This is a genomic window from Flavobacterium faecale (assembly GCF_048320115.1).
Classification (GTDB): domain Bacteria; phylum Bacteroidota; class Bacteroidia; order Flavobacteriales; family Flavobacteriaceae; genus Flavobacterium; species Flavobacterium faecale_A.
Genome location: NZ_CP182943.1, coordinates 3047892 through 3074847 on the forward strand (window position 1 = coordinate 3047892; position 26956 = coordinate 3074847).

19 protein-coding genes and 1 other RNA gene are annotated in these 26956 nt (G+C 32.6%); 11 read left to right on the top strand and 9 right to left on the bottom strand.

From position 1 onward, the window contains the following. Positions 1-4: 4 nt before the first annotated feature. From coaBC to ACNH59_RS12590, 6 genes are all read left to right on the top strand, one after another. Positions 5-1216 (top strand): bifunctional phosphopantothenoylcysteine decarboxylase/phosphopantothenate--cysteine ligase CoaBC, encoded by a 1212-nt coding sequence (coaBC, locus tag ACNH59_RS12565; protein WP_418262874.1) that lies wholly within the window; start codon positions 5-7, stop codon positions 1214-1216. After that, a complete protein-coding gene (locus ACNH59_RS12570; RefSeq protein ID WP_418262875.1) occupies positions 1209-2093 on the top strand; it encodes a DUF4835 family protein in 885 nt (294 codons plus the stop codon). Before coaBC ends, ACNH59_RS12570 begins: the two co-directional genes overlap by 8 nt. Positions 2094-2135: 42 nt before the next feature. Beyond that, positions 2136-3788, top strand: a complete 1653-nt coding sequence (gene recN, locus ACNH59_RS12575) for a DNA repair protein RecN (protein WP_418262876.1) — start codon at positions 2136-2138, stop codon at positions 3786-3788. A gap of 85 nt (positions 3789-3873) precedes the next feature. Further along, the gene (gene fabV, locus ACNH59_RS12580) at positions 3874-5067 is read left to right on the top strand and encodes an enoyl-ACP reductase FabV (protein ID WP_418262877.1); all 1194 of its coding nucleotides are present in this window, start codon (positions 3874-3876) and stop codon (positions 5065-5067) included. A 233-nt stretch (positions 5068-5300) separates the two neighbouring features. Continuing rightward, positions 5301-10283 carry a translocation/assembly module TamB domain-containing protein gene (locus tag ACNH59_RS12585; protein ID WP_418262878.1) on the top strand — a complete coding sequence of 1661 codons (4983 nt, stop codon included), beginning with the start codon at positions 5301-5303 and terminating at the stop codon, positions 10281-10283. Beyond that, entirely contained in the window at positions 10280-12568 is a 2289-nt protein-coding gene (locus tag ACNH59_RS12590; RefSeq protein WP_418262879.1) for a BamA/TamA family outer membrane protein, read from the top strand. The genes ACNH59_RS12585 and ACNH59_RS12590 overlap by 4 nt, the downstream gene beginning before the upstream one ends. Before the next feature lie 484 nt (positions 12569-13052). Here ACNH59_RS12590 and ACNH59_RS12595 read toward each other — a convergent pair whose 3' ends face one another. Next, on the bottom strand, positions 13053-14312 hold the full coding sequence (locus ACNH59_RS12595) for a DEAD/DEAH box helicase (protein WP_418262880.1): 1260 nt from the start codon (positions 14310-14312) through the stop codon (positions 13053-13055). A gap of 114 nt (positions 14313-14426) precedes the next feature. Then, positions 14427-15455 (bottom strand): formimidoylglutamase, encoded by a 1029-nt coding sequence (locus tag ACNH59_RS12600; RefSeq protein ID WP_418262881.1) that lies wholly within the window; start codon positions 15453-15455, stop codon positions 14427-14429. A 112-nt stretch (positions 15456-15567) separates the two neighbouring features. Here ACNH59_RS12600 and ACNH59_RS12605 point away from each other — a divergent pair, with 112 nt between their 5' ends. Continuing rightward, entirely contained in the window at positions 15568-16461 is an 894-nt protein-coding gene (locus ACNH59_RS12605; protein ID WP_418262882.1) for a hypothetical protein, read from the top strand. Between the two features lie 137 nt (positions 16462-16598). On the opposite strand, the gene ACNH59_RS12610 is transcribed toward ACNH59_RS12605, so the two are convergent. After that, complete coding sequence (locus ACNH59_RS12610; RefSeq protein ID WP_418262883.1) at positions 16599-17648, bottom strand: glutaminyl-peptide cyclotransferase; 1050 nt, start codon at positions 17646-17648, stop codon at positions 16599-16601. An 88-nt stretch (positions 17649-17736) separates the two neighbouring features. Here ACNH59_RS12610 and ffs point away from each other — a divergent pair. The 3 genes from ffs (at position 17737) to fsa (ending at position 19652) form a co-directional block, all read left to right on the top strand. After that, positions 17737-17834, top strand: an RNA gene (gene ffs, locus ACNH59_RS12615) — signal recognition particle sRNA small type. Between the two features lie 203 nt (positions 17835-18037). Then, positions 18038-18841: an SDR family oxidoreductase gene (locus ACNH59_RS12620; protein ID WP_418262884.1), complete on the top strand. Its 804-nt coding sequence runs from the start codon at positions 18038-18040 to the stop codon at positions 18839-18841. A gap of 154 nt (positions 18842-18995) precedes the next feature. Then, the gene (fsa, locus tag ACNH59_RS12625) at positions 18996-19652 is read left to right on the top strand and encodes a fructose-6-phosphate aldolase (protein WP_418262885.1); all 657 of its coding nucleotides are present in this window, start codon (positions 18996-18998) and stop codon (positions 19650-19652) included. A 56-nt stretch (positions 19653-19708) separates the two neighbouring features. Here fsa and ACNH59_RS12630 read toward each other — a convergent pair whose 3' ends face one another. From ACNH59_RS12630 to ACNH59_RS12655, 6 genes are all read right to left on the bottom strand, one after another. Continuing rightward, the gene (locus ACNH59_RS12630; protein WP_418262886.1) at positions 19709-20641 is read right to left on the bottom strand and encodes a transglutaminase; all 933 of its coding nucleotides are present in this window, start codon (positions 20639-20641) and stop codon (positions 19709-19711) included. Positions 20642-20663: 22 nt separating this feature from the next. Beyond that, entirely contained in the window at positions 20664-21515 is an 852-nt protein-coding gene (locus ACNH59_RS12635) for a substrate-binding domain-containing protein (protein ID WP_418262887.1), read from the bottom strand. A gap of 131 nt (positions 21516-21646) precedes the next feature. Further along, entirely contained in the window at positions 21647-22528 is an 882-nt protein-coding gene (locus tag ACNH59_RS12640; RefSeq protein WP_418262888.1) for a nucleoside phosphorylase, read from the bottom strand. A gap of 10 nt (positions 22529-22538) precedes the next feature. Further along, complete coding sequence (locus ACNH59_RS12645; protein WP_418262889.1) at positions 22539-22871, bottom strand: translation initiation factor; 333 nt, start codon at positions 22869-22871, stop codon at positions 22539-22541. A 145-nt stretch (positions 22872-23016) separates the two neighbouring features. Then, positions 23017-23967, bottom strand: a complete 951-nt coding sequence (locus tag ACNH59_RS12650; RefSeq protein ID WP_418262890.1) for an isopenicillin N synthase family dioxygenase — start codon at positions 23965-23967, stop codon at positions 23017-23019. A 109-nt stretch (positions 23968-24076) separates the two neighbouring features. Next, entirely contained in the window at positions 24077-25621 is a 1545-nt protein-coding gene (locus ACNH59_RS12655; RefSeq protein WP_418262891.1) for a hypothetical protein, read from the bottom strand. Between the two features lie 154 nt (positions 25622-25775). Between ACNH59_RS12655 and ACNH59_RS12660 the strand changes: the two genes are divergently transcribed. Next, the gene (locus ACNH59_RS12660; RefSeq protein ID WP_418262892.1) at positions 25776-26951 is read left to right on the top strand and encodes a 2-isopropylmalate synthase; all 1176 of its coding nucleotides are present in this window, start codon (positions 25776-25778) and stop codon (positions 26949-26951) included. Positions 26952-26956 lie beyond the last annotated feature (5 nt).

Genomic DNA, 26956 nt, shown 5'->3' on the forward strand with positions numbered 1-26956 from the left:
CTAGATGTCAGTTTTAAACGGTAAGAAAATTTTACTAGGAGTTTCTGGTGGGATTGCTGCCTATAAAACAGCTTCTTTAGTACGACTTTTTATAAAAGCAGGTGCACATGTCCAAGTGATAATGACACCTGCTTCTAAGGATTTTGTTACCCCATTAACCTTGTCTACACTTTCTAAAAACCCTGTTTATTCTAGTTTTTATAATGAGGATGATCAAGAAGCGGAATGGAATAATCATGTAGAGTTAGGACTTTGGGCTGATTTAATGCTTGTTGCACCTGCCACTGCAAATACTTTGTCAAAAATGACAAATGGAAATTGTGACAATCTCCTCATAGCAACTTATTTATCGGCTAAATGCCCTGTGTATGTTGCTCCTGCAATGGATTTGGATATGTACAAGCACCCTTCTACGATTGCGAGCTTCTCTGCTTTACAAAAGTTTGGAAATACCATTATTCCTGCCGAATCAGGCGAACTAGCTAGCGGTCTTTCTGGTGAAGGACGTATGGCTGAACCAGAAAATATCATTTCATTTATTGAAGCCGATTTAGAAAGTCAATTGCCCCTAAAAGGGAAGAAAATTCTAATTACCGCCGGTCCTACCTATGAAGCTATTGACCCAGTTCGTTTTATTGGGAACCATTCTTCTGGGAAAATGGGATTTGATATTGCTCATAGCGCAGCAAATTTGGGAGCAAAAGTAATTCTTGTTTCTGGACCTACACATTACAAGATCCACCATTCGTTAATTAAACTGATTCCTGTAGTTTCGGCTCAAGAGATGTATGAGGCTTGTCATGCTCATTTTAATGAGGTAGATGTTGCCATTGCTGCTGCCGCAGTTGCTGATTATAGACCAAAATTTGTAGCTTCTCAAAAAATTAAGAAAGCAGCTGGCAATTTTGTTATTGAGATGGAGAAGACTAAAGACATTCTATTGTCTTTGGGTGAAATAAAGAAAAATCAGTTCTTAATTGGTTTTGCATTAGAAACAGAGAATGAAATTGAAAATGCAAAGTTGAAAATCCAGAAAAAAAACTTAGATTTGATAGTTCTCAATTCTTTACAAGACAAGGGAGCAGGATTTAAAAAAGCAACAAATAAGGTAACTTTTATTGATAAAAATTTCAATATTGAACCTATGGAGTTAAAATCCAAAGAAGCGGTTGCTGATGATATTTTAAATAAAGTAAAAGCCTATTTTCATGAATAAATGGATTCTTTTTATTGCATTACTATTTTTTACAAACATTGAAGCCCAGCAGTTAAATTGTACGATTACTGTCAATTCTGAGCGAGTGGCCAATACTAATCAATCAGTATACAAAAGTTTACAAACATCCTTGACAGAGTTTGTCAATAAGACAGATTGGACTGGTAAAGCCTTAAAGCAAAATGAAAAGATCAATTGTTCGATGTATATTAATATTACTTCTAATAATTCTGATCAATTTGTAGCGACAATTCAAGTGCAATCATCAAGACCTATTTATAATTCCTCTTATTCCTCACCAATTCTAAATTTTAACGATAAAGATTTTAATTTTAGATATACCGAATTTGAAAATTTGATTTTCAATCCAAATGGTTTTGAATCAAATTTAGTTTCAGTTGTTTCTTTTTATGCTTATGTGATTTTAGGATTAGATGCAGAATCTTTTGTTGCAAAATCAGGTGATGTACACCTTACAATGGCACAAAATATAGCTAATAATGCCCAACAAGGTGGTTATAAAGGATGGAGCCAATCGGATGGTTTTCAAAATCGTTATTTCTTAATTAATGATTTGTTGTCTCCTACTTTTTCAGTGATTCGCACCACAATAACAGATTATCATACTGGTTTAGATACGATGACTAAAGATTTAAAAAGTTCAAAAGAAAAAATTAAAAACGCTTTAGTTGAGTTGAATAAATTGAATTCTTCTAAGCCAAATGCTTTTTTAACTCGAGTATTTTTTGATGCTAAATCAGATGAAATTGTTTCTATATTTTCAGGAGGTCCCAGTATTGCCATTACAGATTTGGTAGAGAGTTTGAATAAAACTTCGCCACTAAATACAGGAAAATGGGAAAATATTAAGTACTAAAATATCTTATTTACCTTTTTTATATTTTACAAAACGGATTAGATGATTACCACACTATCAATAAAAAACTACGCCTTAATTGAAAAATTATCTATTGATTTTTTACAAGGATTTTCTATCATTACTGGAGAAACTGGAGCTGGAAAATCTATTATTTTAGGTGCTTTAGGTTTGGTTTTAGGTAAGAGAGCCGATTTAACTTCATTGAAAAATAAAGAAGAAAAATGCATTATTGAAGCTCATTTTGAAATTTCAAAGTACAATTTAAAACCTTTTTTCGAAGCTAATGACCTCGACTATGAGGACGATACTATTATCAGACGTGAAATTTTACCTTCGGGTAAATCACGTGCTTTTATTAATGACAGTCCTGTAAACCTTCAAGAATTACAGGAATTGAGTTTGTATTTGATTGACATCCATTCGCAGCAACAAACTCAAGAGTTGTCTGATGAAAATGTACAATTCAAAATCATTGATGCTATTGCTAATAATGGTGAAACCGTCGTTGTTTATCAAAATGTATTGAAGCAATACAAATCAGAAAAATCTAAATTAAATTCACTGCTTAAAAAACAAGCCGAATCCTATAAAGAACAAGAGTACAATCAATTTTTATTGAATGAATTGTTGGAGGCAAAATTACAAGCAGGAGAACAAGAAAGTTTGGAGTCTGATTTTGAAAAACTAAACAATGTTGAGATTATCAAAGAGTCTTTAGACAAGTCATTGGCAATAATTAGTGCGGAGTCTATTGGGGTTTTATCTAGTTTGAACGAAATCAAAGCTGCTTTGCAAAAGATAGCTTCCTTTTCACCTGAATACCAATCGTTGCTCGAACGGGTAGTGAGTGTGTTGATAGAAATAGACGATATATCCAATGAGTTGAACGACAGTACCGAAAGTTTGTATAGCGATCCAGCGCAATTGGAGTTGATTAATCAAAAATTACAATTGATATATAATTTGCAAAAGAAACACCAAGTTTCTACTGTAGAGGAACTTTTAGAGATACAAAACCATTTAGATAATTCTGTTTTAGAATTAGGGAATCTTGGTGATGAAATTGAAAAGTTAACGGTTTCTATACAAAATAAAGCCACAGAACTGGATGTTTTAGCCAATACGATTTTGAATAATAGACAAAATGCAATTCCTGTTTTGTCTGATAAGTTAATTTCTATTTTAGCTACTTTAGGAATGCCTAATGTTCGTTTTGATATTAAAGTGACACCTACAACAACTTACTTTGAAAACGGAAAAGACGACTTGCAATTCCTATTCGCGGCTAATAAAGGAACCGATTTTGGACTGCTAAAGAAAGTAGCTTCTGGAGGAGAAATGTCTCGAATTATGCTTGCTGTTAAAGCAATTTTAGCGCAATATTCTAAATTACCAACCTTAATTTTTGACGAAATCGACACTGGGGTTTCAGGAGAAATAGCCATTAGAATGGGTGAAATCATGAAAGAAATGAGTCAAAGCATGCAAATTTTTGCCATTACACATTTACCCCAAATTGCAGCCAAAGGAAATGCACATTTTAAGGTTTTCAAATCTACGGTAGGTGAGGATACACAGTCAGAATTGGTTTTGTTAAATTCGGAAGAGCGTATTGTCGAAATTGCTCAAATGTTATCCGGTGCAGTGGTTTCAGATTCGGCCTTAAATCATGCCAAAGCCTTGTTGAACTAATATATTCAGTTATATTTGTACTTCAAAAATTTAAAATTATAAAGAGTTTTATACCTTACTATAAATAACGAATAAAAAAAGAAAAATGATTATAGAACCAAGAATGAGAGGATTTATTTGTTTGACATCACAACCTAAAGGATGCGAACAAAACGTAAAAAATCAAATTGAGTATGTAAAATCAAAAGGAGCTATTGACGGTGCTAAAAAAGTATTGGTGATCGGAGCTTCTACAGGTTTTGGTTTGGCATCTCGTATTACAAGTGCCTTTGGTTCTAATGCAGCTACAATTGGAGTGTTCTTTGAAAAAGGTCCAGCTCCAGGAAAAACAGCTTCACCAGGTTGGTACAACTCAGCAGCTTTTGAAAAAGAAGCTACTAAAGCAGGTTTATATGCTAAAAGTATCAACGGAGATGCATTTTCTAACGAAATCAAAGAGCAAACCTTAGCTTTAATCAAAGAAGATTTAGGGCAAGTAGATTTAGTGATTTACAGTTTGGCTTCGCCAGTTCGTACGAATCCTAAAACAGGAGTTACACATCGTTCGGTTTTGAAACCAATCGGGAGTACGTTTTCTAACAAAACGGTAGATTTTCACTCTGGAAAAGTTTCTGAAGTTTCAATCGAGCCATGTAGTGGTGATGATATTGAAAATACCATAGCTGTAATGGGTGGTGAAGACTGGGCCATGTGGATGGAGGCTTTAAAAGCTGCTAATTTATTAGCTCCAGGCGCTACAACTGTGGCTTATTCTTATATTGGACCATCATTGACTGAAGCAGTTTATCGTAAGGGAACTATTGGTCGTGCTAAAGATCATTTGGAAGCAACTGCTTTTGAGATTACTAAAAGCTTAGAAGACATCAATGGTAAAGCCTATGTTTCAGTAAACAAAGCTTTGGTAACGCAAGCGAGTTCAGCAATTCCAGTAATTCCATTGTACATTTCATTGTTGTACAAAATCATGAAAGCGGAAGGAATTCACGAAGGTTGTATCGAACAAATCCAACGTTTGTATGCAGATCGTTTGTATAACGGAACTGAAGTTCCTACTGACGAACAAGGTCGTATTCGTATTGACGATTGGGAAATGCGTGAAGATGTTCAAGCTAGAGTAGCGGCATTATGGCAAGAAGCTGTAACTGAAAACTTAGAAGAAATTGGAGATTTAGAAGGATACCGCAAGGATTTCTATAATTTGTTTGGTTTTGATGTGGACGGAGTTGATTACAAATCGGACACAGATGAAATGGTTACTATTCCAAGTATTAGCGAATAATATAAGTTTTAATATATTAAAAAACACCTTGTTCAACTGTAGTTGTGTAAGGTGTTTTTATTTTACAGATTGTTTGTAAATTTGATAATTAAAAACTGACGCCTTAAAATTTTAAAAGAATTTAACCTAATTGTATAATAGAAACGATTTGCGATACTCTTATCTTGACGAAAAAATTGAATAAATTAGCAATAGCTAGCAAATGTTTATAAATTAATTAATCTATTTCAATATTGAATAAAATTTTTAAAATTATTTTAAAAATAGGGTTAGGCCTCATAACACTTTTCTTAGTAATAGTGTTGGCATTGCAAGTACCATTTGTTCAAAATAAAATAAAAGATCAAGCCGTTTTTTATTTACAGAAAAAAATAAAAACTAAAATTGTTGTTGGTTCTATTACCATTGGTTTACCCAAAAAAATCATTCTCAGAGATTTTTATTTTGAAGAACAATCAAAAGATACCTTACTCGCTGGTAAATCCTTGAAAGTAGATATAGATTTAGTTCAACTATTGAATAACAAAGTCCAAATTAATACTATTGATTTAGAAGGAATTGTTGCAAAAATCAAAGTGAACAAAGATTCTGTTTATAATTTTGATTATATTATTAAGGCATTTGAATCACCAAAGGAATCTAAAAAGGAAAGTAAACCGATAGAGGTTTCAATAAAGAAGGTCAATCTAGATCATGTTAAATTTAGCTATCAAGATGCTGTTTCAAGGAATAATTTAGCCTTATATGTGAATCATTTTGATACTAAAATAAAGCAGTTCGATTTAGAGAATTTATTTTTTGACGTGCCTGATATTAATCTAAAAGGTTTTCAATTGAATTTAAATCAGGATGTTGTGCAAGCTACCGAAAAAGCTGCTAAAGAAATAAAAGATAAAGAAAAGACTAAAGGCAAAAGTCTAAAATTAAACTTAGAAAACATTCAACTAGATGACATTGGTATTAATTATATAAGTGCAGTTTCCAATATTACTACTCAAATCCATGTTGGTAAATTTCATACAAAGGTTCAATCTGTTGATTTAGAGAAACAGATTTTGGTATTCAATTCTATTGTTTTAAACAAAACAGAAGGTCGACTGACATTGCCTAAATCAGAAGTTAAGGAAATTGATAAGGCGAAAAGCGCAGAGGGTTTGCCTTGGAAAATGGAGGTGAAAACAGTTTCAATTGCTGATGTTAATTTTGTATTTGATAATAATAACACAGCTAAAACTGCTCATGGATTGGATTACAATCATTTGCAATTAAGAAATTTGAATTTGGAAGGAGAATCAATTGCAATCGATTCGGATAAATACAAAGGCAAAATAAATACTTTCCGTTTTAAAGAGAAAAGTGGTTTTGAATTAGATGAATTAAGTACAGAATTTGAATATACACCACAAACAGTTTCTTTAAAAAAGTTGTTATTAAAAACTCCTCAAACCTTCTTAAAGCAATCTATTGTCGTAACGTATCCTTCGATAAATACAATAAGTGAGAATTTAGAGAAGTTAACTATTGATGCGAATTTAAAAGACAGTAAGTTGGGTTTTAAAGATCTCTTATTATTAGTTCCTCAACTAAAAACCGTCGATATATTTAAAAATTACCCTAATGCAATTGTAAATTTTGATGCAGTCCTAAAAGGGAAGTTAGATGATTTAAATATTAAGACTTTCAATGCGAGTGGCATTGGAAATTCAAAAGTTGCTTTTAAAGGGACTATTACTGGTTTGCCAAAAGTGGAGAAAAGTAATTTTAATATCACGTATTTAGACCTTCAAAGCACAGCTAAAGATATTTATGCTGTAAGCCCAAAAAACACAATTCCTAATACTATTCAGTTGCCAGAACAACTGAATTTGAAAGGAAATTTTTTCGGAAGTATAGCTGATTTTAAAACAAAATTGGATTTAGTAAGTTCTTTTGGAATTGCCAAAGTTGAGGCTACTTTAGACCAAAGTAGAAAAAACAACGAAAAATATGAAGCTGATGCAACTGTCGAAAATTTTGACTTAGGCAAATTTATTAAAAATAAAAAGTTAGGTAAATTCACTGCAAACGCAACTGTTAAAGGCGTGAGTCTAGATCCTGAGACAGCCTCTGCAAAATTATCGTCAAAAATTGTAAGAGCTACCTTCAATGATTATGATTATAATAATGTCAAATTGAATGGATCAATTGATAACGGATTTTTTGCTGTGAATGCTGAGGCTGTTGATCCGAATCTTACTTTTAATTTGGACGCAAAAGGGACTTCTTTTCCTGAAAAACCTACAGTAGATTTAAAATTAAATGTAGATATTATAGATTTGAATGAATTAAACCTTCATGCTGGACCATTGAAAATGAAGGGTAACATCACTGCTAATTTTGATGATTTAAGATTGGATAATTTGAAAGGGGCTATCTATGCTTCTGATTTTTTAGTGGCTTTGGAAAAAGAACAGTTTCCATTAGATTCGATTAGTATAAGAGCCATTTCTAATCAGGAGAAAGATTCAATTGTCATACAATCACAGTTCGTTAATGGTTTGATTTCAGGGAATTATAAGTTGACCACAATAAGAGATCAACTGATGAATTCAATTTCAAAATACTATCAATTAGATAAAAAATTGGCAAAAACAAGGTCGCAACAAAACCTTAATTTTCGATTTACAATTAAAGATAACCCAGTCTTAAAAAAGATGATTCCTGAATTAAATGAATTGTCAAGTATTTCTTTGTCAGGTGGATATAATTCGGCTACAGATAGTATTGCAGTAAATGCTCATATTCCTAGGATTAATTTTGCTTCGAATGAAGTCACAAATGCAGAATTAAAAATAAATACTGATGAAAAGGACAAGGCATTATACTACAGTTTGTATCTGGGAGCGCTCAAAAACGAACAATTTGCAATCACAAAAACAGCTATTAATGGAAAAATTGCAAATAATACCGTCTATTATAATTTGAGTATAAAAGACTTGAAGGATAAAGAAAAGTATCTTATTGGAGGAATTGTCAAAGACAGTTTAGGAACTCCAGTTGTTTCTTTAAATCCTGAAAAATTACTTCTTAATTATGAAAAATGGCAGGTTGACGCTAACAATCATATAAAAATTGAACCAAAAGGAATCTTATTTTCTGACTTCCAAATTCAAAATGGTCAGCAATCTTTCCATATTCAATCTGAGAATAAGCAAGCGGTATCGCCTGTTGTTGCTAAATTTAAAAACTTCAAAATTGAAACTTTGACGAGCCTCGTCCAATCTAATTTTGAAATTGGCGGTATTATTAATGGAGCAACTACTATTAAAGACTTAACGAGCAGTCCATTATTTGAGTCAGATTTAAGAATTGATGATTTAAAAATAAAACAAGATTCAATAGGTAATTTACAATTAAAAATAGCCAATAAAAGCACCGGGATTTACTCTACTAATCTAACTTTATCAGGCTTAGGGAATCAATTAAATGTAGATGGGAATTACAACGTTACGAATCAGAGTTTGGATTTTGATGTGGCCATTGAGAAAATGCAAATGAAATTAATACAAGCCTTTTCTCTAGATAATATTAAAGATAGTGAAGGATATTTGAATGGGAAATTAACGGTTAAAGGTAAAGCCACTCATCCTTATGTTAATGGAAATCTTAAGTTTAATTCGGTTGGATTTGTAGTGGTACCCTTAAATTCAAAATTACAATTGATTAATGATGAAGTTGCATTTCAGGGGGATAAAATTATTTTTGACAACTTCAAATTATATGATGAAAACAAGAATCCACTTAAAATTGACGGATTTGTTGATAGTAACGATTATGCTAATCTAGGCTTTAAGTTAAGGCTAACAGCAAGTAATTTTAGAGCAGTCAATTCAAAAGTAAAGGATAACAAATTGTTTTATGGCGAATTGTATTTGGATAATAATTTGGGGATAAAAGGCACTCTAAATAACCCTATTGTTGATGGTACTGTTAAAGTTAATGCCGATACAAAATTCACTATTGTATTGCCACAAAGTGATCCTTCAATTACTGACAGAGAAGGAATAGTAGAATTTATTGATCAAGATCAACCAGTATTGATTACTGATAAAGATCCTATGAATGAAGTTATTCAAACTGAATTAAGAGGTATCAATGCCTCTGTCAATATTGTTGTGGATAAAAAAGCAGAAATATCAATTGTAATTGATGAAGCTAACGGAGATTATTTAAAACTTCAGGGAGATGCACAATTAACAGGAGGAATTGATCCTTCAGGAAAAACAACTTTAACAGGTAAGTATGAATTCACTGGAGGAGCTTACGAAATGAATTTTAACCTAATTAAAAGAAAGTTTGAAATCCAGCCACAAAGTTATATCCTCTGGACAGGGGAACCTACAACTGCTAATATTGATATTACAGCTATTTACAAGGTAGAAGCCTCTCCACTAGACTTAGTAGACGATCAATTGTCTGGTATCGATGCAGCGACTAGAAATACCTACAAACAAAAAGTTCCTTTTGAAACCAAACTAATGATGAAAGGGGAGTTGTTGCAACCTAAAATTACATTTGATATTGTTTTGCCAGATGGGAATAATGATGTATCAGCCGATATAATTAATACAACACAAGCAAAATTAACACAGATTAAACGAGATGAGGATGCGTTGAATAAACAAGTTTTTGCGCTTTTGTTATTGAATCGATTCATAGGAGACAACCCTTTTGAAAGTGAAGCGGGTGGAACTAGTGGAGCTTTTTTGGCAAAACAGAGTGTGAGTAAAATTTTATCACAACAGGCTACCAATTTAGCTGGCGATCTAATCAAAGGTTTTGAAATTGATTTTGATTTACAAACGTCTGAGGATTATTCAACAGGAGAACGTAAAGAAAGAACTGACTTGAACGTGGGGATTTCCAAACAATTACTAAACGATAGATTGAAGGTTACTTTGGGAAGTAGTTTTGGAGTGGAAGGTGTACAAAATGAAAACGAAGAGGCAACTAATATTGCTGGAGATGTCACAGCTGATTACCTCATTACTAAAGACGGTAGATATAAGTTTAGAGCCTATAGAAAAAACAATTATCAAGTAGCTTTACAAGGTCAAGTGGTTGAAACAGGTGTTGCCTTTATTATTACGATGAATTATAACAAGTTTAGAGAGTTGTTTCATTCGAAACGCAAACCAAGAGAAAGAAAAGCAAACCAGAATCGTAAAAAAAGATGAGAATTAATCATTATATAGAATTAGTTTTATTAGTTTCCTTTTTTATAGGTTGTAGTGGAACAAGTAAAATTCCAGAAGGAGATTTATTATATGTTGGACATACGATTACTGTATCAAAAGGAGAAGAAACGAAAAAAGTGAGAAAAAAAATTAAATCAGAATTAGATGATTTAATTCGGCCTATTCCTAATAAATCATTCTTAGGAATGCGACCAGCTGTCTTTTTTTACAATTTGGCTGGCGAAGTAAAAAAAGAAAAAGGGTTTCGGTATTGGCTCAAAAACAAAATTGGAGAGGCACCTGTTTTGATGAGTAAAGTTAATTTAAATTATAATAAAGATTTAATTCAAAATTATGTAGAGAATAATGGTTTTTTTAATGCCGAATCCTTAGCTGATTCTACTGCAAGAGGTAAAAAAGCCAAAGCCAATTATGAAGTAAAACTTCACAATCAATACAAAATTAAGTCAGTTCATTTTCCTAAAGATTCCTCGGTTTTGGGGAAAGAAATAAATTTGCTTCAAGAAAAAAGTATTTTAAAAGTTGATCAGCTTTATAGTTTAGATCGGATAAAAAAAGAACGCTCCCGTATTGATTTGAGACTCAAAGAACGTGGTTTTTATTATTTTAATGAAGACTATCTTTTGGTTCAAGTAGATAGTACTGTGGCTAAAAATGAAGTAGATTTAATTCTTAAAATAAAAAAAGAAACTCCTGAAAAAGCCAAAGTTCAATATAAAATCAATGATGTATTTGTTTACCCTAGTTATAACTTAAAAAGAGACACCGTTGCAACAAGAAGAATGGATTCCATTCATTACAATGATCTAACTATTATTGATAATAAAATGGTATTCAAACCCTTTGTCTTTGATAAAACTTTATTATTCAAAAAAGGGGATTTGTATAACAGGACTAACCATAATTCGTCGTTGAATCGTTTGATTACTTTGGGAACTTTTAAATTTGTAAATAACGAATTTAAAGTTGATGATTCTTTTAAAAATCAATTAAACGCCTACTATTATTTGACTCCTTTACCCAAAAAATCGATTCAAATTGAGGCTTTAGCAAAAACAAACTCAGCTAATTATTCGGGAACCGAATTAAATATTAGTTGGAGTCACCGCAATTTTTTTAAGGGAGCAGAATTTTTTAATATTTCGGCTTTTGCAGGATTTGAAGTCCAAGTTTCAGGTCAAAACAATGGTTTTAATGTGTATCGTGCAGGTAGTGAAGCTAGATTAGTTTGGCCTCGATTTATTACGCCAATCCAAATGAATTCGGGAGGGGGCTACGTGCCTAATACCAAGGCGTCATTGGGTTATGAATACCAGTTGAGAACACAATTGTATTCGTTAAAAACCTTTAATGCTTCGTTTGGGTACTTATGGAAAGAGAATGAAAGAAAAGAACATAACCTCAATTTACTCAATATTGCTTTTACTTCTTCTAATGATGTTTCCGATTTATATAAATCCCAAATAGCAGCAAATCCTTCCTTACAGAATGTAATTGACAAGCAATTTATTTTTGGAACGAATTATTCTTATGTTTACACCAATACCATGTTGAAAAATAAAAAAAACAACTTCTATTTTAAAGGCGGTTTGGATTTTTCAGGAAATGCTTTGGGGTTAATTATGGGTGCAAATGATAGTAATAACCCCAAAAGTATTTTTGGAGTTCCTTTTAGTCAATATTCAAAGATAGAAACAGAATTTCGTCATTACTACCATTTTAATAAAGAAACTACACTGGCGAGTAGGATTATTCTAGGGGCAGGTATTCCTTATGGAAACTCTGATAATTTACCTTTTATCAAACAATTTTTCATAGGAGGAACTAGTAGTATAAGGGCCTTTAGAGCAAGATCGATTGGGCCTGGAACTTTTGATGGAACGGTGGCAACCAATTCTTTTTTACCCGATCAATCTGGGGATTTGAAATTTGAATTCAGTACCGAGTTGCGAACAAAAATATATAGTTTGGTAAAGGGGGCTCTTTTTCTAGACGCAGGTAATATTTGGTTGCTGAACAAGAGTGATGAAAAATCTGGAGCAGAATTTTCTAATCAATTTTTGAATCAACTGGCAGTGGGAACAGGTGTGGGTTTACGATTTGATTTTAGTTTCTTGATACTTAGAACTGATTTGGCTTTTCCAATAAGAAAACCTTATTTGCCCAAAGGAAACGAATGGGTTATAGATGAGATTAACTTATCTGATAAATCTTGGCGCAAAGAGAATCTTATTTTTAATCTAGCTATAGGTTATCCATTTTAAAATCAATTAATTGTTTTGGTGATTTCTCGTTGGTATTTTGTGATTATATCTTTAAAAGTTTGTAAAATTTAAATTTTACTACCTCAAGATAGTGCTGCTAAATCTTATTTATAAAAAGTTTGATTTTCAAGAATTTTATAAAACAACGCTACCTAATAGAAAATAAATTCTTGTCGTTGGGATTTTTATTAGAACAACCAACCGAAAGAATCGGTCGGTATATATAATAGATTTCAGGATTTCCTTGTAATCTGATGGTTTTTCTCTCGAAGCTTTGGGGTCAGAAGACAAAGGATTTCAAGCCTTAATTTACTAGAGAAATTTTGCGCTAACGATTGACTTAAAATCTGCGCTATCTAAATTATGAAAGTTACTTGTTTTTAAAACCATATTAGACGTAAAAAGTTTTTTTGTTTTTTTGCCAACAAATAAAAAAGCACTTCCATTTTTCAATAGGAGTGCTTTGTATTATTTAAATTGGTTTTTAATACCAACGTTTTTTATTCTGTTTGGAAGCTGTGGATTTTCTGGATTTGTTTTTTTCGCCACTTCGGTTAGAATTTTTAGGTTTTGTTGAGCCACCAGGAGCAGTTTCTGGATTTCCAGAATGCCAAGGATAAGGATGGTCACTGACCGTTTTAACATCAACTTTGATTAATTTTTGAATGTCTTTCCAGTAACCGTGTTCGTCTTTACTGCAAAAAGAAATAGCAATTCCTCCGTTTCCAGCACGTCCTGTACGTCCTATACGGTGTACATAAGTTTCAGGGATATTAGGCAAATCAAAATTAATCACAAATGGCAATTGGTCAATATCAATACCGCGAGCTGCAATATCTGTAGCAACTAATACACCTACTTCTTTATTCTTAAATGCATCAAGTACGCGTTGTCTTGCATTTTGAGATTTATCTCCGTGAATCGCTTCGGCAGGAATATTTTTTTTACGAAGTGCTTTTACAACATTGTCTGCTCCATGTTTCGTTCTCGAAAAAACCAAGACATCTGTAAGGTTTTCGTTTTGAATTAAATTGTACAGTAAATTTCTTTTTTCACCTTTTTCGACAAAATAAATACGTTGTTCTACATTTTCAGCAGTTGAAGAAACAGGAGAAACTGTAACAGTTTCGGGATTGGTCAAAAACATTTCGGCTAGTTCTCGAATTGCTATTGGCATTGTTGCCGAGAAAAATAATGTTTGACGATTTTTAGGTGTCAATTTTACAATTTTTTTGACATCATTTACAAATCCCATATCCAGCATTTGATCCGCTTCGTCTAATACCAAAGTGTGTAAATGATCTAAATCTATAAATCCTTGTTTGTGTAAATCCAGTAATCTACCTGGAGTTGCTATTAAGATATCGACACCGTTTTTTAAAGTGTCAACTTGTGGATTTTGTGAAACACCGCCAAAAATGGTCAGTTGTGTTAAGTTCGTATATTTGGAATAGGTGTCAAAACTTTGTCCTATTTGTACCGCTAATTCTCTTGTTGGAGTAACAACTAAAGCACGAATTTGTTTGGCTTTTTTGGAAGAACCAACTATACGATGTAATTGATGTATGATAGGAATGGCAAATGCTGCTGTTTTTCCTGTACCCGTTTGGGCACAACCTATCAAATCATTTCCTGCTAAAATTAGAGGAATAGATTGTAGTTGAATAGGAGTGGGATTAGTATAGCCTTGTTCAAATACGGCCTTTTGAATACTTTTAGAAAGTGATAAATCTTCGAATAACATATTTTTGATATTAAATACACCGTAATAATTACAGCGATTGAAAGGCAAAGATAGTGTTATTTATTTACTCCCTATAAAATGGTTTATTTATGCTGATTCGATACTGTCTTTATATTATTGGTTGGCTTTTATAAAATCAGTTACAAGGTAAGCTATAAGTTGGCCAATGAGATGGTTGTTTTTATCTCCATCTAAATCAGGTGCTCCTTCGCAAATGTGGATATAGGTTGCATTTTTATGTTTTCCAAAATAAGCTATAAATTGTCGCAATTCTTCGATTGAAAAACCACTTAAAGTCATAGCGCTACTTGCAATATTAGGAATAGCATCTAGGTCAACCTCAATTCCGTAAGCATCAGTTTTGATAAATTCGTAGGCTGCTATAATTTCCTGAATAAAACTTTTCTCTCCACGAATTTTAATACTATCATAGGTATTGTATCGTAATCGGTCATCAGTTTTTTTGATTAAATCCAAAACATTTTTAGAAACATGGTTTTCGTGTAAACCAAAAATGAAGTATTTTTTCAAAAAACCTTCGTTGTAGGCATAAGAAAAAGCATTGCCACTATGACGACCTTCGAGAATTCTGAAATCAGAATGAGCATCAAAATTAATAGCGTTTATAGGTTTTCCCTTAGCTAAAGCAGCACCTTTAATGTTTCCATAGGCGTTATTTTGTCCTCCACCTATAATAATGGGTGTTTTTCCAGATTTAATAATACTGAAAATAATATGAGAAACTTCTTTATCAATTTTTTCAACTAGTTTGCTGAGTTTTAATCTGTGGTCAATGTTTTTGAAGTCCAATTCTTTGGCTTCCTTCATTTCTTCTTCAACATCAATTTCACCTAGGACAATAATTTGATTTCCTTTGCAAAAACGATTGTGCTGAATGTTTGCGATGCTTTTTAGTGCTGTTTTCCAGGCGGATGCGGCTCCTGGTCTCCCAAAGTTAGCCTGAATACCAACATCTTCAGGGATGCCTATTAATACATATTTTGCATCGGTATTCTTAATAAAAGTAATGGGGTCAACACCATTTGGGATGGTAATCATCTTTTCTCCAAATTTTATTTCACCACTTCTATGGTTGGTAATTTTTGCAAGATCCTTTATTGTAAAAGGCAAAAGCTTTTCCATAAAAAAAATATTTTTTCTCAAAAATACTATAATTGTCTAAACTTACGTTATAACTTGACTATATATTCCTTAAATTTGAAAAACTAATTTTATAAAAACAAATAAATTAAAAATGGAAAATCAACAAAGTAATTCAAGTCTAAAAGCAGTTATTGCTGTTTTAGCAGTTCTATTAGTAGGAAGTTTAGTTTATATATTTAAAGTGTCATCAGATGTTGAAAATGTTCAAACAGAATTGAAAACTACCGTTACTGAAAAAGAAACAGTAATGAAAGATTTGCAAGATTTAAAAGCAACTTATGATGCTGCAATTGCTGAAAACACTTCTATGTCAGAAGAGTTAATTAAAGAAAGAGACAAGGTGGTTAGTTTAATGTCAGATTTGAGTAAATCAAAAGGTGACGTATCAAAATTTAAATCACAATATATTGCTCTGCAAAATAACATGAAAGCTTTGATGGCTGAAAATGAAGGTTTGAAGAAGCAAAACACAAAATTAACGGTACAACGTGACAGCACTACAGTTGTATTAACTGCCGCTAAGAAAACTAACGAGGTTTTGGTTTCTCAAAATGATGAGTTGTCTAAAACAGTAGAAAAAGGATCTAAATTGTCAATTGTAAATTTAAAAACTTCTGCTTATATCGTAAGAAATCCAGGTTTATTAAGAAGTTCTGAAAAACAAATTGAAACTGACAAAGCTAGTAGAGCAGATATGCTTAGAATTAGTTTTACAATTGCTGAAAATCAAATTGCTAAATCAGGAGATAAAACTTATTATGTTCAAGTTATTGATAGTAAAAACAATGTTTTAGGCGATAAGAAAACTCAAAATTTTGGAGAAAAATCTTTGTCTTATAGCTTTGCAACAACGGTAAAATATGAAAATAAAACGGTAAATGTTTCTGAAAATTTACCTGGTAAAGACTTTGCAAAAGGAACGTACTATGTAAATGTATTTGATAAAGATGTTTTGGTTTCTAAATCTAGTTTTGAATTGAAATAAGGTTTAGTGATTTATAATAAAAAAGCAGTAATGATTTAATAAATCATTACTGCTTTTTTTTACAAGGTATTGTAAAAAGAAAGCGGTTGACAAACTTATTGAACAACCGCTTTCTTTTTGTATTGTTAAGAATGAACTTATTCAGAAACTGTAATCTCAAACATTTTATCCCAGTTTTTACCAGTTACAAAAATAGTTTTGGTTTTAGGGTTATAAGCTATTCCGTTAAGAACATCATCAAGAGTAACTTTAAGTGATTTTCTTAATCCGGATAAATCAAGGATTCCTTCAACAGCTCCGTTAGATGGATTTACCACTGCGATAGCATCTTTCATCCAAACGTTAGTGTAGATTTTACCTTCGATCCACTCGAGTTCATTAATGGCTTTTATTTTAGAATTTCCCGCATATACATTAATGTAATCAATCATTTTTTGAGTTGCTGGATCCATTTTCCAAATTTTCTCTGTTTTGTCTGTTTGGTATAAGTGGGTACCATCATTAGTCATTCCCCAACCTTCGATGTCTTTGTCGTAAGTAAAGGTTTTTTCTAATTTCAAAGTTTTAGCATCATAAATGAATCCCGTTTTTTCTTGCCAAGTCAATTGGTAAACTTTATCGTTTAGAATGGTTATACCTTCTCCAAAATATTTAGAATCTAAATCAACTTGTTGGAAAACTTTTCCCGTTTTATAATCATACTTTCTAATGTACGATTTACCTTTCAGCCCTGTACTTTCATAAAGGGTGTCTTTGTAAAATTCCAAACCTTCCGTAAATGAATTGGTGTCATGAGGGTAAGTGTTTACAATTTTATATTTTAATAATTTTGGACTTACATTAGAAACTAGTTCAACTCTTGCAGTAGCCTCAGAGTTGTCACCTTCAAAATATACTAAAGCTTTCAAGTTTTGGTAGCCTAGTTTTTGGTTTTTTAATTCTAATGGTAATTTAGTGTTTCCTTTAGTAGTTCCTACTTTGATGTCGTTTACAAAATAAACAATGCTATCGATTTCTTTTGAATTTGGATTTAAAATTTCTAAATCCAGTTTGTTCTGGGGCTGGTATTGAGCTGAAAATTGCGCCGAATTAAATGTAAATATTGAATTTTCACCTTTTTTTTTGCCACCACAATTAGAAACTGTTATCCCTAATAAAATGACATATAGTAAGTTATGTTTTTTCATGATTAAAAAATTTGTAAGACCAATATACAATGTTATTTTTAAGTCAGCAAAGCCCTTGCAAAAATATAAAAAGATTGTATATTTGCACCGGCAAGTCCTACACGACCAGCTCCTGCAGACTCCCCCAGGATGGGAACATAGCAAGGGTACGTGGTTGAGCGGTGCGATGTAGGTCGCTTGCCATTTTTTATTTAATCTGTCTACCTTGGTGAATCAGATTCTTTTATTTTAAAAATTGTAGTCTTCCTTAGGGGAGATTTTTTTATTTTTGAACCAATCAGAAGTTAGGTGTTATTGGTTAGAAGTTGAGTGTTTTACTAATTAAAGCCAAATTGAAAACGATCATCAAAAGCTTTTAACACATAGCTCCAAACTTATAACTAATAAAAATGAGTAAAGTAGTTTTAATCACAGGAGGTTCTTCGGGAATAGGAAAATCTATTGGTGAATTTTTACATCAAAAAGGTTTCACGGTTTACGGTACAAGTAGAAATCCTGAACGAATTTCCGATTCGGTTTTCCCTTTATTGACTTTGGACGTTCGAGATACTGAAACTATAAAAAATGCTATTGATCAAGTTATTGCGCGTTCGGGAAGAATAGATGTAGTAATTAATAATGCAGGTGTAGGGATTACGGGACCGTTAGAAGAAATTCCTAGTAAAGAAATCAAGAACAATTTTGAGACCAATTTTTTTGGTCCTATTGAAGTAATTAAAGCCGTTTTGCCACAAATGCGTGCGCAAAAAACAGGTTTGATTATTAATGTTACTTCTATTGCGGGTTATATGGGATTGCCTTATCGCTCAATTTATTCGGCTTCAAAAGGAGCTTTAGAATTGGTTACAGAAGCACTGCGCATGGAAGTAAAACAATTTGGAATCCAAATCACGAATGTTGCTCCAGGAGATTTTGCGACAAATATCGCTTCAGGGCGTTATCATGCGCCTATTATTTTAGGTTCAGCTTATGAAAAAGTATATAGTAAAATGTTACAAACTATGGATGCTCATGTAGATGAAGGGAGTGATCCTTTAGAAATGGCCTCTGCAGTTTATCTAATTATACAAAAAGAAAATCCAAAGATTCATTATAAGGTAGGAGCTTTTATGCAAAAGTTTTCTATTGTACTAAAACGTATTTTACCAGACAAAGTATATGAAAAAATATTAATGAGTCATTATAATTTGTAAGTTTGCATGGGTTTAGCGTGAGGGATAGTAGTGGAAAGCCCACAGTATTATGTAGCGATAGCGGAATAATACGAGGACTTGTAACGAATAGCCCGACCCGACTTTTTTTGGAGGGTCACGCCCAAATAATAAAAAAACAATTAAATATAGAATTATGAAATTTTTTATCGATACGGCTAATTTAGCTCAGATTAAAGAAGCACAAGCTTTAGGTGTTTTGGATGGTGTAACTACTAATCCATCATTGATGGCTAAAGAAGGTATTACAGGAAAAAACAACATCTTGAAACATTATGTAGATATTTGTAATCTTGTTGAGGGAGATGTTAGTGCCGAAGTTAACGCTTTGGACTTTGAAGGAATGGTGAAAGAAGGAGAGGAATTGGCAGACTTACACGATCAAATCGTGGTTAAATTACCAATGACTAAAGAAGGAGTTATGGCTGCTAAGTATTTCTCAGATAAAGGAATTAAAACGAATGTTACTTTAGTTTTCTCTGCAGGTCAAGCACTATTAGCTGCTAAAGCAGGAGCTACTTATGTTTCTCCTTTTATTGGTCGTTTGGACGATGTCTCTACTGATGGTTTGAACTTGATTCAAGAGATTAGAGAAATTTACGATAACTACGGTTACGAAACTGAGATTTTAGCTGCTTCTGTGCGTCACACGATGCACATTGTAAACTGTGCTAAAATTGGTGCTGATGTAATGACAGGACCATTATCTGCAATTTATGGATTGTTGAAACACCCATTAACTGATATTGGATTAGCACAGTTTGTTGCTGATTTTGAAAAAGGAAATAAATAATATTCCAAACACAACGCTAATAAAAGGCCTCGTTTTCAAATTGAAAATGAGGCTTTTTAGTTTAAGGTCAATGCTCCTAAAATTTCTTCAGAAAGGAAAGGTCCTCCAGGATATTTGGCGGTGTAATCGAGGTTTAACCAAATTTGATTGCGTTCATCAATGTGATAATGCAATTGTTTGCGATAACTTTCTTTGGTAAATAAAATGTTTTTAATCAAAAAATTGACGGTTTCTAGATCATTCATTTTTCCAATGAGTATTTCTGGATAAATATGTCCTTTGGTGTGAATGAGTCTCGGAGTACCTCCAATGGCTCGTACGCAAGCAGCCATCAAGATAGAATGGTCATCACAATCACCTGAAAAATAATTTAAAGATTCGCTAGCACTCGCAATATAGTCTTCGTCTTTAGGATCACTTACATAATTCCAGCGCTCGTTTATTTCTTTAAAAACAGCAAAACATTGTATAATGGTTCTATAATCAGCATAACCTCTGACGTTTTTAAAATGCTTTGTAGTTGCCATTACGGCAAAATTACGGACTCTAGGGTTTTGATATTCTATCGCATTTAGGATTTTAGTTTTGTTAGGAAAGGGAAGTAATTTGGATACAATGATATCTTGAGGATATGGATTGTCAGACATGGTGTAGATCATCGAATTGTAATCTTCAAAGACGCTGTTAAAGCCATAATTACCCAAAGTGGTTCCATAGAATAAAACCATTACGTATAAAAAAATACAAATGATAATGATAGTACGTAAGAGTCTTAGTAATAACTGGATTAATAGAATTATTCCAATAAATATTAAAATCCGATCTAGGTTGAAAACCCAATTGAGTTCAATAAGGTTTTCATGCGCAATGATGAATAATGGTATCGCAATTAAAACATTAAGGACAAAAATAATAACATCATCCCAAGGTTTCTTAACCTGCAGACTTTGCTTTATTTGAGTAAAAGAAATGTTTTTAAAGTTTAACATAAATAACCTGAAAAGGTAAAAACTAGATTGATTTTACAATTTCTTCAAAAGTACCTATTTTATCAATGATTTTCAGTTGAAAAAGTTGTTTTTGGACATTGTTTAACAGTTTTTCATCAATATTTTCTTGTGACCATTGGGTTAAGGAAAGCCATTCTTGGATGTCTTCTAGTTTTTGAAGGTATTCTGTAGCTAATACTGTATCAATGTTTGGGATGTTTTTGAAATTTTTGGTAGTTTGGTTGATCGTCGACAAAATGGATTTGATGATTTCTGGTTTTTCTGCTAAAATTTCTTCACGTACTGCAATCACAAAGCAGGGCCAAGGAGTAGGGCAGTCTGCTATTTTTCTAAAAATTCCTTTGTCAACCAAAGGTTTGGTCATAAAACGTTCCCACATAAAATAATCAGCCGTTCCGTTTGTTAATGCTTCTACCGCGCCATCAATAGTATTTACGATTTCAAACTGTAATTCATCTGTATTCCAACCTTGATTGTCGGCATTAACGTACGCCATTAATTGGGAGCCGGAACCTAATCTGGAGATAGCTGCTTTGGTATGCTGCAAATCGTCTAAGTTTTGAAATTTAGAATTAGCAGCTACATGAATTCCCCAAATAAGTGGTGACTGCACATAAATTTGGACCAATTTACTAGGATTTCCAGCATTGATATCCTTGATAATGCCTTCAGTTAAAATAACAGCAATATCAGTTTCTCCGGAGCGCAACATTTGGCACATTTTGCCCGTTCCCTCAGGAACATCAATCCATTGTAAATCGATATTTTGTTTCTGAAATTCTTTGTTTTCGATGGCTAAATGCCAAGGTAGATTGAAATGTTCAGGTACGCTTGCTATTTTTATTGTTGTCATCTATAATTTATTTTTTTTGGGAACTCAGATTTTAAAAATTAGAGAAATTTCAAAAATCGGTGTTACTCTTTACTTGTTATCTTTTGTCCTAGGAACCTATTTAAGTGTCTTATAAAATTATTTTAAATTTCTCAAATCTGCGTTCCTTTTTTGCTTATTTGAGTTAAAACGTAATCAATTAATTTTTCAATTGTTGCATCAGGATTACTGCTAAAAGTTCCGTTTGACCGATTGGCTATAATAGCATTAAGCGAAATCGCCTGATGTCCTAAAAGTGCCGAAAGTCCGTAGATAGCAGCAGTTTCCATTTCGAGATTAGTGATTTTTGTTCCTTTGTAATTGAACGAATCCATTTTACTATTCAGCTTTTCGTCTTGAAGGGCTAAACGTAAAACACGTTCTTGTGGACCATAAAAACCACCTGCGGTAGCTGTTATTCCTTTATAAATAGATGGATTTCCGAGTAGCTCCGCTAGTTTTTCTGAGCAAGCTACAGCATAAGGTTGTCCTTTGTTAGGGTTCCAATTTGTATATTTTACAAATGCATTTTCCAAGAATGGAATAGTAACGGTCTCCGATTGGTAGGAGCGAAGCATACAGTCTAATCCAAGTCCAATTGCAGATATTACAAAACTGTCGACAGGAATATCAGGTTGTAAAGCACCCGATGTTCCGATGCGAATGATATTCAGTGAAGTGAGTTTATCCTTTATTTTTCGGGTTTCTAAATCAATGTTAACCAAAGCATCCAATTCATTTAAAACAATATCTATATTGTCTGCTCCAATTCCAGTTGAAATTACCGTTAATCGTTTTCCTTTATAGTTACCTGTTTGCGTTTTGAATTCTCTTTTTTGAGTTGAAAATTCTATTGAGTCAAATAAGTGCGTGATTTTTTCCACACGATCTGGGTCGCCTACAAAAATAATATCATGGGCAATATTTTCGGGTTTGAGGTTCAGATGGTATACACTCCCGTCGGGATTCAAAATTAGTTCTGATGCTGCTATCATTTTACATAAATTATCCGCCTACGCGTTTTACCTTAAAACCTTTTTCTTTGAGAATAGTCATGATTTTATCACGGTAATCTCCTTGAATAATCAATGCTCCATCCTTGAAACTACCGCCAACACTAAGCTTTGTTTTGAGTTCCTTGGCTAGAATTTTAAAATCTTCGTCTTCACCTTCATAACCTTCAATAATGGTGGTTGCTTTGCCTTTTCTTTTTTCATATTTACAAATCATAGGTTCTTTTTGAACGTATAATTCGTGTGGTGTATCGTCAATTTCCTCAGGCTCGTTACTTGGAACGTGGTCAGGGAATAAGTTTTTTAATTGGTCTTCTAGGCTCATAACTGTTTTGTTAACCGCTAGGACGCAAAGGCGCTAGGAGTTTTGTTTAATTTTATTTATTTCGATCTCTTTGTTTCTTTTCTTATTTAAACTAAATTTCTATAATTTCTGCAATCTGCGTTCCCTATTTTTAAAATATGAAATATTATTTTTTAATCAATCCTAAATCAACCAAACGTTCGTAAAGAAACTCTCCTGCTGTTATGTCTTCAAACTGTTTTGGGTTTTCGCTATCGATACAGTTTTCCAAACAATTCAATGGCATGTCACTCACAGGATGCATGAAAAACGGAATGGAATATCGGCTGGTTCCCCACAATTCTCTTGGTGGATTGACTACCTGATGTATGGTTGATTTTAATTTGTTATTGGTGTGTCTAGAAAGCATATCACCAACGTTGATAACTAGTTCATCTGGTTGCGCAATAGCATCAATCCAGTCACCCTTGTGATTTTGAACTTGTAAGCCTTTACCTTGAGCTCCCATCAATAAAGTGATTAGGTTAATGTCTCCATGAGCCGCAGCTCTGATGGCGTTTTCAGGCTCAGAAGTAATAGGAGGGTAGTGAATCGGGCGAAGAATGGAATTTCCTTCTTCGGCATATTTGTCAAAATAAAATTCATCTAATCCCAATCGCAACGCCAAAGCTCTTAAAACATAAATTCCTGTTTTTTCAAGCATTTGGTAAGCTTCTTTTCCTACAGCATTAAAGCGTGGTAATTCATCAACCGTGATATTTTTAGGGTATTCGGCAGCGTATTTTGAATTTTCGCCCACATATTGACCAAAATGCCAAAACTCTTTTAGGTCACCTTCTTTACGACCTTTGGCATGTTCTTTACCAAAGGAAACATAACCACGTTGTCCACCAAGTTCAGGGTCTTCGTATTTCTGTTTGATTTCTAAAGGAAGGCTAAAAAAATTTCGAATTTCAGTGTAAAGTTCGTCAACCAAATTTTGCTCTAAAAAATGACCTTTCAGTGCTACGAAACCAATATCTTCAAAGGCTGTTCCAATTTCGTTCACAAATTTTTCTTTTCGTAACGGATTATTTGATAAAAAATCGCTTAAATCTACGCTAGGTATGTTTTGCATTTTGTTGTCAGTTTAGTGTTATTTGATTAATCGGTTAACTGTTTAAGAGTTTAAAGGTTTAAAAGAGGCTTAGTCTCTATCATTTTATTAGCTTCAAACTTCTATTTGTTCATCGATTATTTAATTTGGCTTTTTCTTTAATAATATCACCAATTTTACGATTTTCAATTTTACTTTCTAGCCATGAAATAATGTCAAGATATAAGAAAGCTCTTTTTTCGTATGGAATTTTTTCTAATTCGATAAAACGTTCTCTCATTTTGATGAATTCCTTTTTGATATCTGACGGATAAATGGAATTCAAATTTCTCATAAAACGAATAATTTCTTTTTGAACTTCGTGCAAATCATTCATCTTAAGTAAGAACTTGTAAGTGTTTTTGATTTGGGTTTCTAAGTGGAAATCTTTTCCTAATTCGTAATGTACAATCAAATACAACAAACGAGCAAAGCACATCAAATCCTCACGCATGGTCAGGTTTTTGTTGTTGATGATTTTTTCCAGATAAAAAATGGACTCGTTAAATTTGTCTGAACCAAAATAAATACAAGCAATTTTATAATAAAACAGCATTTCGTGGTGTTCGTCTAGGTGGTCACTATGTAATTTGATTTTGTCTAAAACTATCGGAATTAAGTATTCTCCATCTTCAAAGGAGCCTTCCAGGATATGATAATTCAATTTGTTGTTGTACAAATACAAAAACGATAATGAGGCAATATTGTCATTAACTGGAAAACGGGGATCTTCGATGGTATGTTCCAGTAGATTCAGGTATTTTTTAAATTTAGTTTGGTACTTCAACATGAATACCGACTCCAAGAAATAGTTGTTTCCTTTTAAGAAAAAAACAGGGTTCAAGTAAATCATATTGGGGTTGTCATAGAACAAAGTCACCCATTTGTATGCAAATTTATAACTAGAAAGAAAATCTTGTACAAGAAAACTGCGCCATAAATTAGCATTGTAAAACCAGTATTTTTCTCTGAATCCAAATTTGTTTTCGTCTAGTTTGGCAGTGTGTTTTACAAAATAATCATCAATGTATTTATACTCTTCGTCATTTTTGACATAGCCTGTTTTGAGCATAATACCATACAACTGTAACGATAAATTGGATAATTTACTAGAAATGGTATTGCGATAGTTGAGTTCTTTGGCTTGAATCACTAATTCATCTGCACGACCTTGAATACTACGTGTAATGTATTGAGATTCTATAAGTTTTTCAAATTCAACTATTTCAAAAGCAATGTATTTTTCGTCATTTTCCAGTGCTTGAATTTTGGTTTTGTCTAAAATCTTTAAACTCTGTTTGTATAATCCTTTGTTGTATAATATAGTTGCAAAATCAATTTGTTCTCTTAATTGATAACGAATGTTTTGGCTAGGAATATTCAAACGAATACTCACTAAAATTTGTTTGTATAAATACGATTTAAGGTTCGATAATTGAACCTTTTTAATTACACCACTTTTTAATATTAATTTTTCATCATAAACCTCTGATTTATCTAAAATATTGAATAATTCTATAAATTTTGTATTAGAACTCGTCTCTAATCGACTGGCAAAAATCTTAAACTGTCTTTTTTCAGACTTTGAAAGTGATTTTATTAATACAAATAAGAAATCTTTTTGATGGTTAGCCATTGTAAAATATATGAGCTTAATTACTTGTTTTATAATGCTTTACAAAGTTTTGATTCGCTTTATAAGCAGTATATTTCATTATTATGAGTTTTATATTCAATTAATGAAATCTACTTTTGTTATGAAGTTGTGAAATTACATTAAATAAATTAAAATGAATAGAGAGAAAGTTCAAATTTTTGATACCACTTTAAGAGACGGAGAACAAGTTCCAGGATGTAAATTAGATACCAAACAGAAACTCGTTATAGCAGAACGATTAGACGGAATGGGTGTTGATGTCATCGAAGCTGGATTTCCTGTTTCTAGTCCTGGTGATTTTTTATCTGTTTCTGAAATTAGTAAAATTGTAAAAAATGCAACCGTATGTGGCTTGACACGTGCTGTTAAAAATGATATCGATGTAGCGGGTCAGGCATTGAAAAATGCTAAAAAACCTCGTATTCATACAGGAATAGGTACTTCACAATCTCATATCATTCATAAATTAAATACAACTCCTGAAGATATTATTGCTAGAGCTAAATTTGCTGTAGCACATGCTAAAACTTATGTAGAAGATGTAGAGTTTTATGCTGAGGATGCGGGTAGAACAGACAATGCTTTCTTGGCACGAGTCTGTGAGGAAGTGATTAAATCAGGAGCAACAGTACTTAATATTCCTGATACAACAGGTTATTGTTTGCCACACGAATACGGTGAAAAAATAAAGTATCTTAAAGAAAACGTAAAAGGTATTGAAAATGTTACCATTTCTTGTCACTGCCATAACGATTTAGGAATGGCTACTGCTAATTCAATTGCTGGAGCCATGAATGGTGCTAGACAAATCGAATGTACTATTAACGGAATTGGTGAACGTGCAGGAAATACAGCACTTGAGGAAGTGGTGATGATTTTCAAACAACATCCATACTTGAATTTATATACTGATATTGATACAAAACAGTTGAACGAAATGAGTCGTTTAGTATCAGATAGTATGGGTATGATGGTGCAACCAAATAAAGCGATTGTGGGATCAAATGCATTTGCTCATAGTTCTGGAATTCACCAAGATGGTGTAATTAAGAATAGAGAAACTTATGAAATCATGGATCCACTTGATGTTGGTGTGAACGAATCTTCAATTATCTTAACAGCGAGAAGTGGTAGAGCAGCATTAGCTTACAGAGCAAAAAAAGTAGGATATGAATTGACTAAAACACAATTGGACATTGTTTATGTTGAGTTTTTGAAGTTTGCAGATATCAAAAAAGAAGTCATGGATGATGATATTCATCAAATCATTGAAGCTTCTAATTTAAAAGACGATTTAGTTAGAAATTAAACCTT

Excerpts from the sequence above, each read along its gene's own strand:
- fsa (WP_418262885.1), top strand. The coding sequence starts at position 18,996 with ATGAAATTTTTTATCGATACGGCTAATTTAGCTCAGATTAAAGAAGCA.
- ACNH59_RS12630 (WP_418262886.1), bottom strand. The coding sequence starts at position 20,641 with ATGTTAAACTTTAAAAACATTTCTTTTACTCAAATAAAGCAAAGTCTG.
- ACNH59_RS12620 (WP_418262884.1), top strand. The coding sequence starts at position 18,038 with ATGAGTAAAGTAGTTTTAATCACAGGAGGTTCTTCGGGAATAGGAAAA.
- ACNH59_RS12595 (WP_418262880.1), bottom strand. The coding sequence starts at position 14,312 with ATGTTATTCGAAGATTTATCACTTTCTAAAAGTATTCAAAAGGCCGTA.
- recN (WP_418262876.1), top strand. The coding sequence starts at position 2,136 with ATGATTACCACACTATCAATAAAAAACTACGCCTTAATTGAAAAATTA.
- ACNH59_RS12645 (WP_418262889.1), bottom strand. The coding sequence starts at position 22,871 with ATGAGCCTAGAAGACCAATTAAAAAACTTATTCCCTGACCACGTTCCA.
- ACNH59_RS12660 (WP_418262892.1), top strand. The coding sequence starts at position 25,776 with ATGAATAGAGAGAAAGTTCAAATTTTTGATACCACTTTAAGAGACGGA.
- ACNH59_RS12610 (WP_418262883.1), bottom strand. The coding sequence starts at position 17,648 with ATGAAAAAACATAACTTACTATATGTCATTTTATTAGGGATAACAGTT.
- coaBC (WP_418262874.1), top strand. The coding sequence starts at position 5 with ATGTCAGTTTTAAACGGTAAGAAAATTTTACTAGGAGTTTCTGGTGGG.
- ACNH59_RS12635 (WP_418262887.1), bottom strand. The coding sequence starts at position 21,515 with ATGACAACAATAAAAATAGCAAGCGTACCTGAACATTTCAATCTACCT.
- ACNH59_RS12650 (WP_418262890.1), bottom strand. The coding sequence starts at position 23,967 with ATGCAAAACATACCTAGCGTAGATTTAAGCGATTTTTTATCAAATAAT.
- ACNH59_RS12640 (WP_418262888.1), bottom strand. The coding sequence starts at position 22,528 with ATGATAGCAGCATCAGAACTAATTTTGAATCCCGACGGGAGTGTATAC.
- ACNH59_RS12600 (WP_418262881.1), bottom strand. The coding sequence starts at position 15,455 with ATGGAAAAGCTTTTGCCTTTTACAATAAAGGATCTTGCAAAAATTACC.
- ACNH59_RS12570 (WP_418262875.1), top strand. The coding sequence starts at position 1,209 with ATGAATAAATGGATTCTTTTTATTGCATTACTATTTTTTACAAACATT.
- ACNH59_RS12590 (WP_418262879.1), top strand. The coding sequence starts at position 10,280 with ATGAGAATTAATCATTATATAGAATTAGTTTTATTAGTTTCCTTTTTT.
- fabV (WP_418262877.1), top strand. The coding sequence starts at position 3,874 with ATGATTATAGAACCAAGAATGAGAGGATTTATTTGTTTGACATCACAA.
- ACNH59_RS12655 (WP_418262891.1), bottom strand. The coding sequence starts at position 25,621 with ATGGCTAACCATCAAAAAGATTTCTTATTTGTATTAATAAAATCACTT.
- ACNH59_RS12605 (WP_418262882.1), top strand. The coding sequence starts at position 15,568 with ATGGAAAATCAACAAAGTAATTCAAGTCTAAAAGCAGTTATTGCTGTT.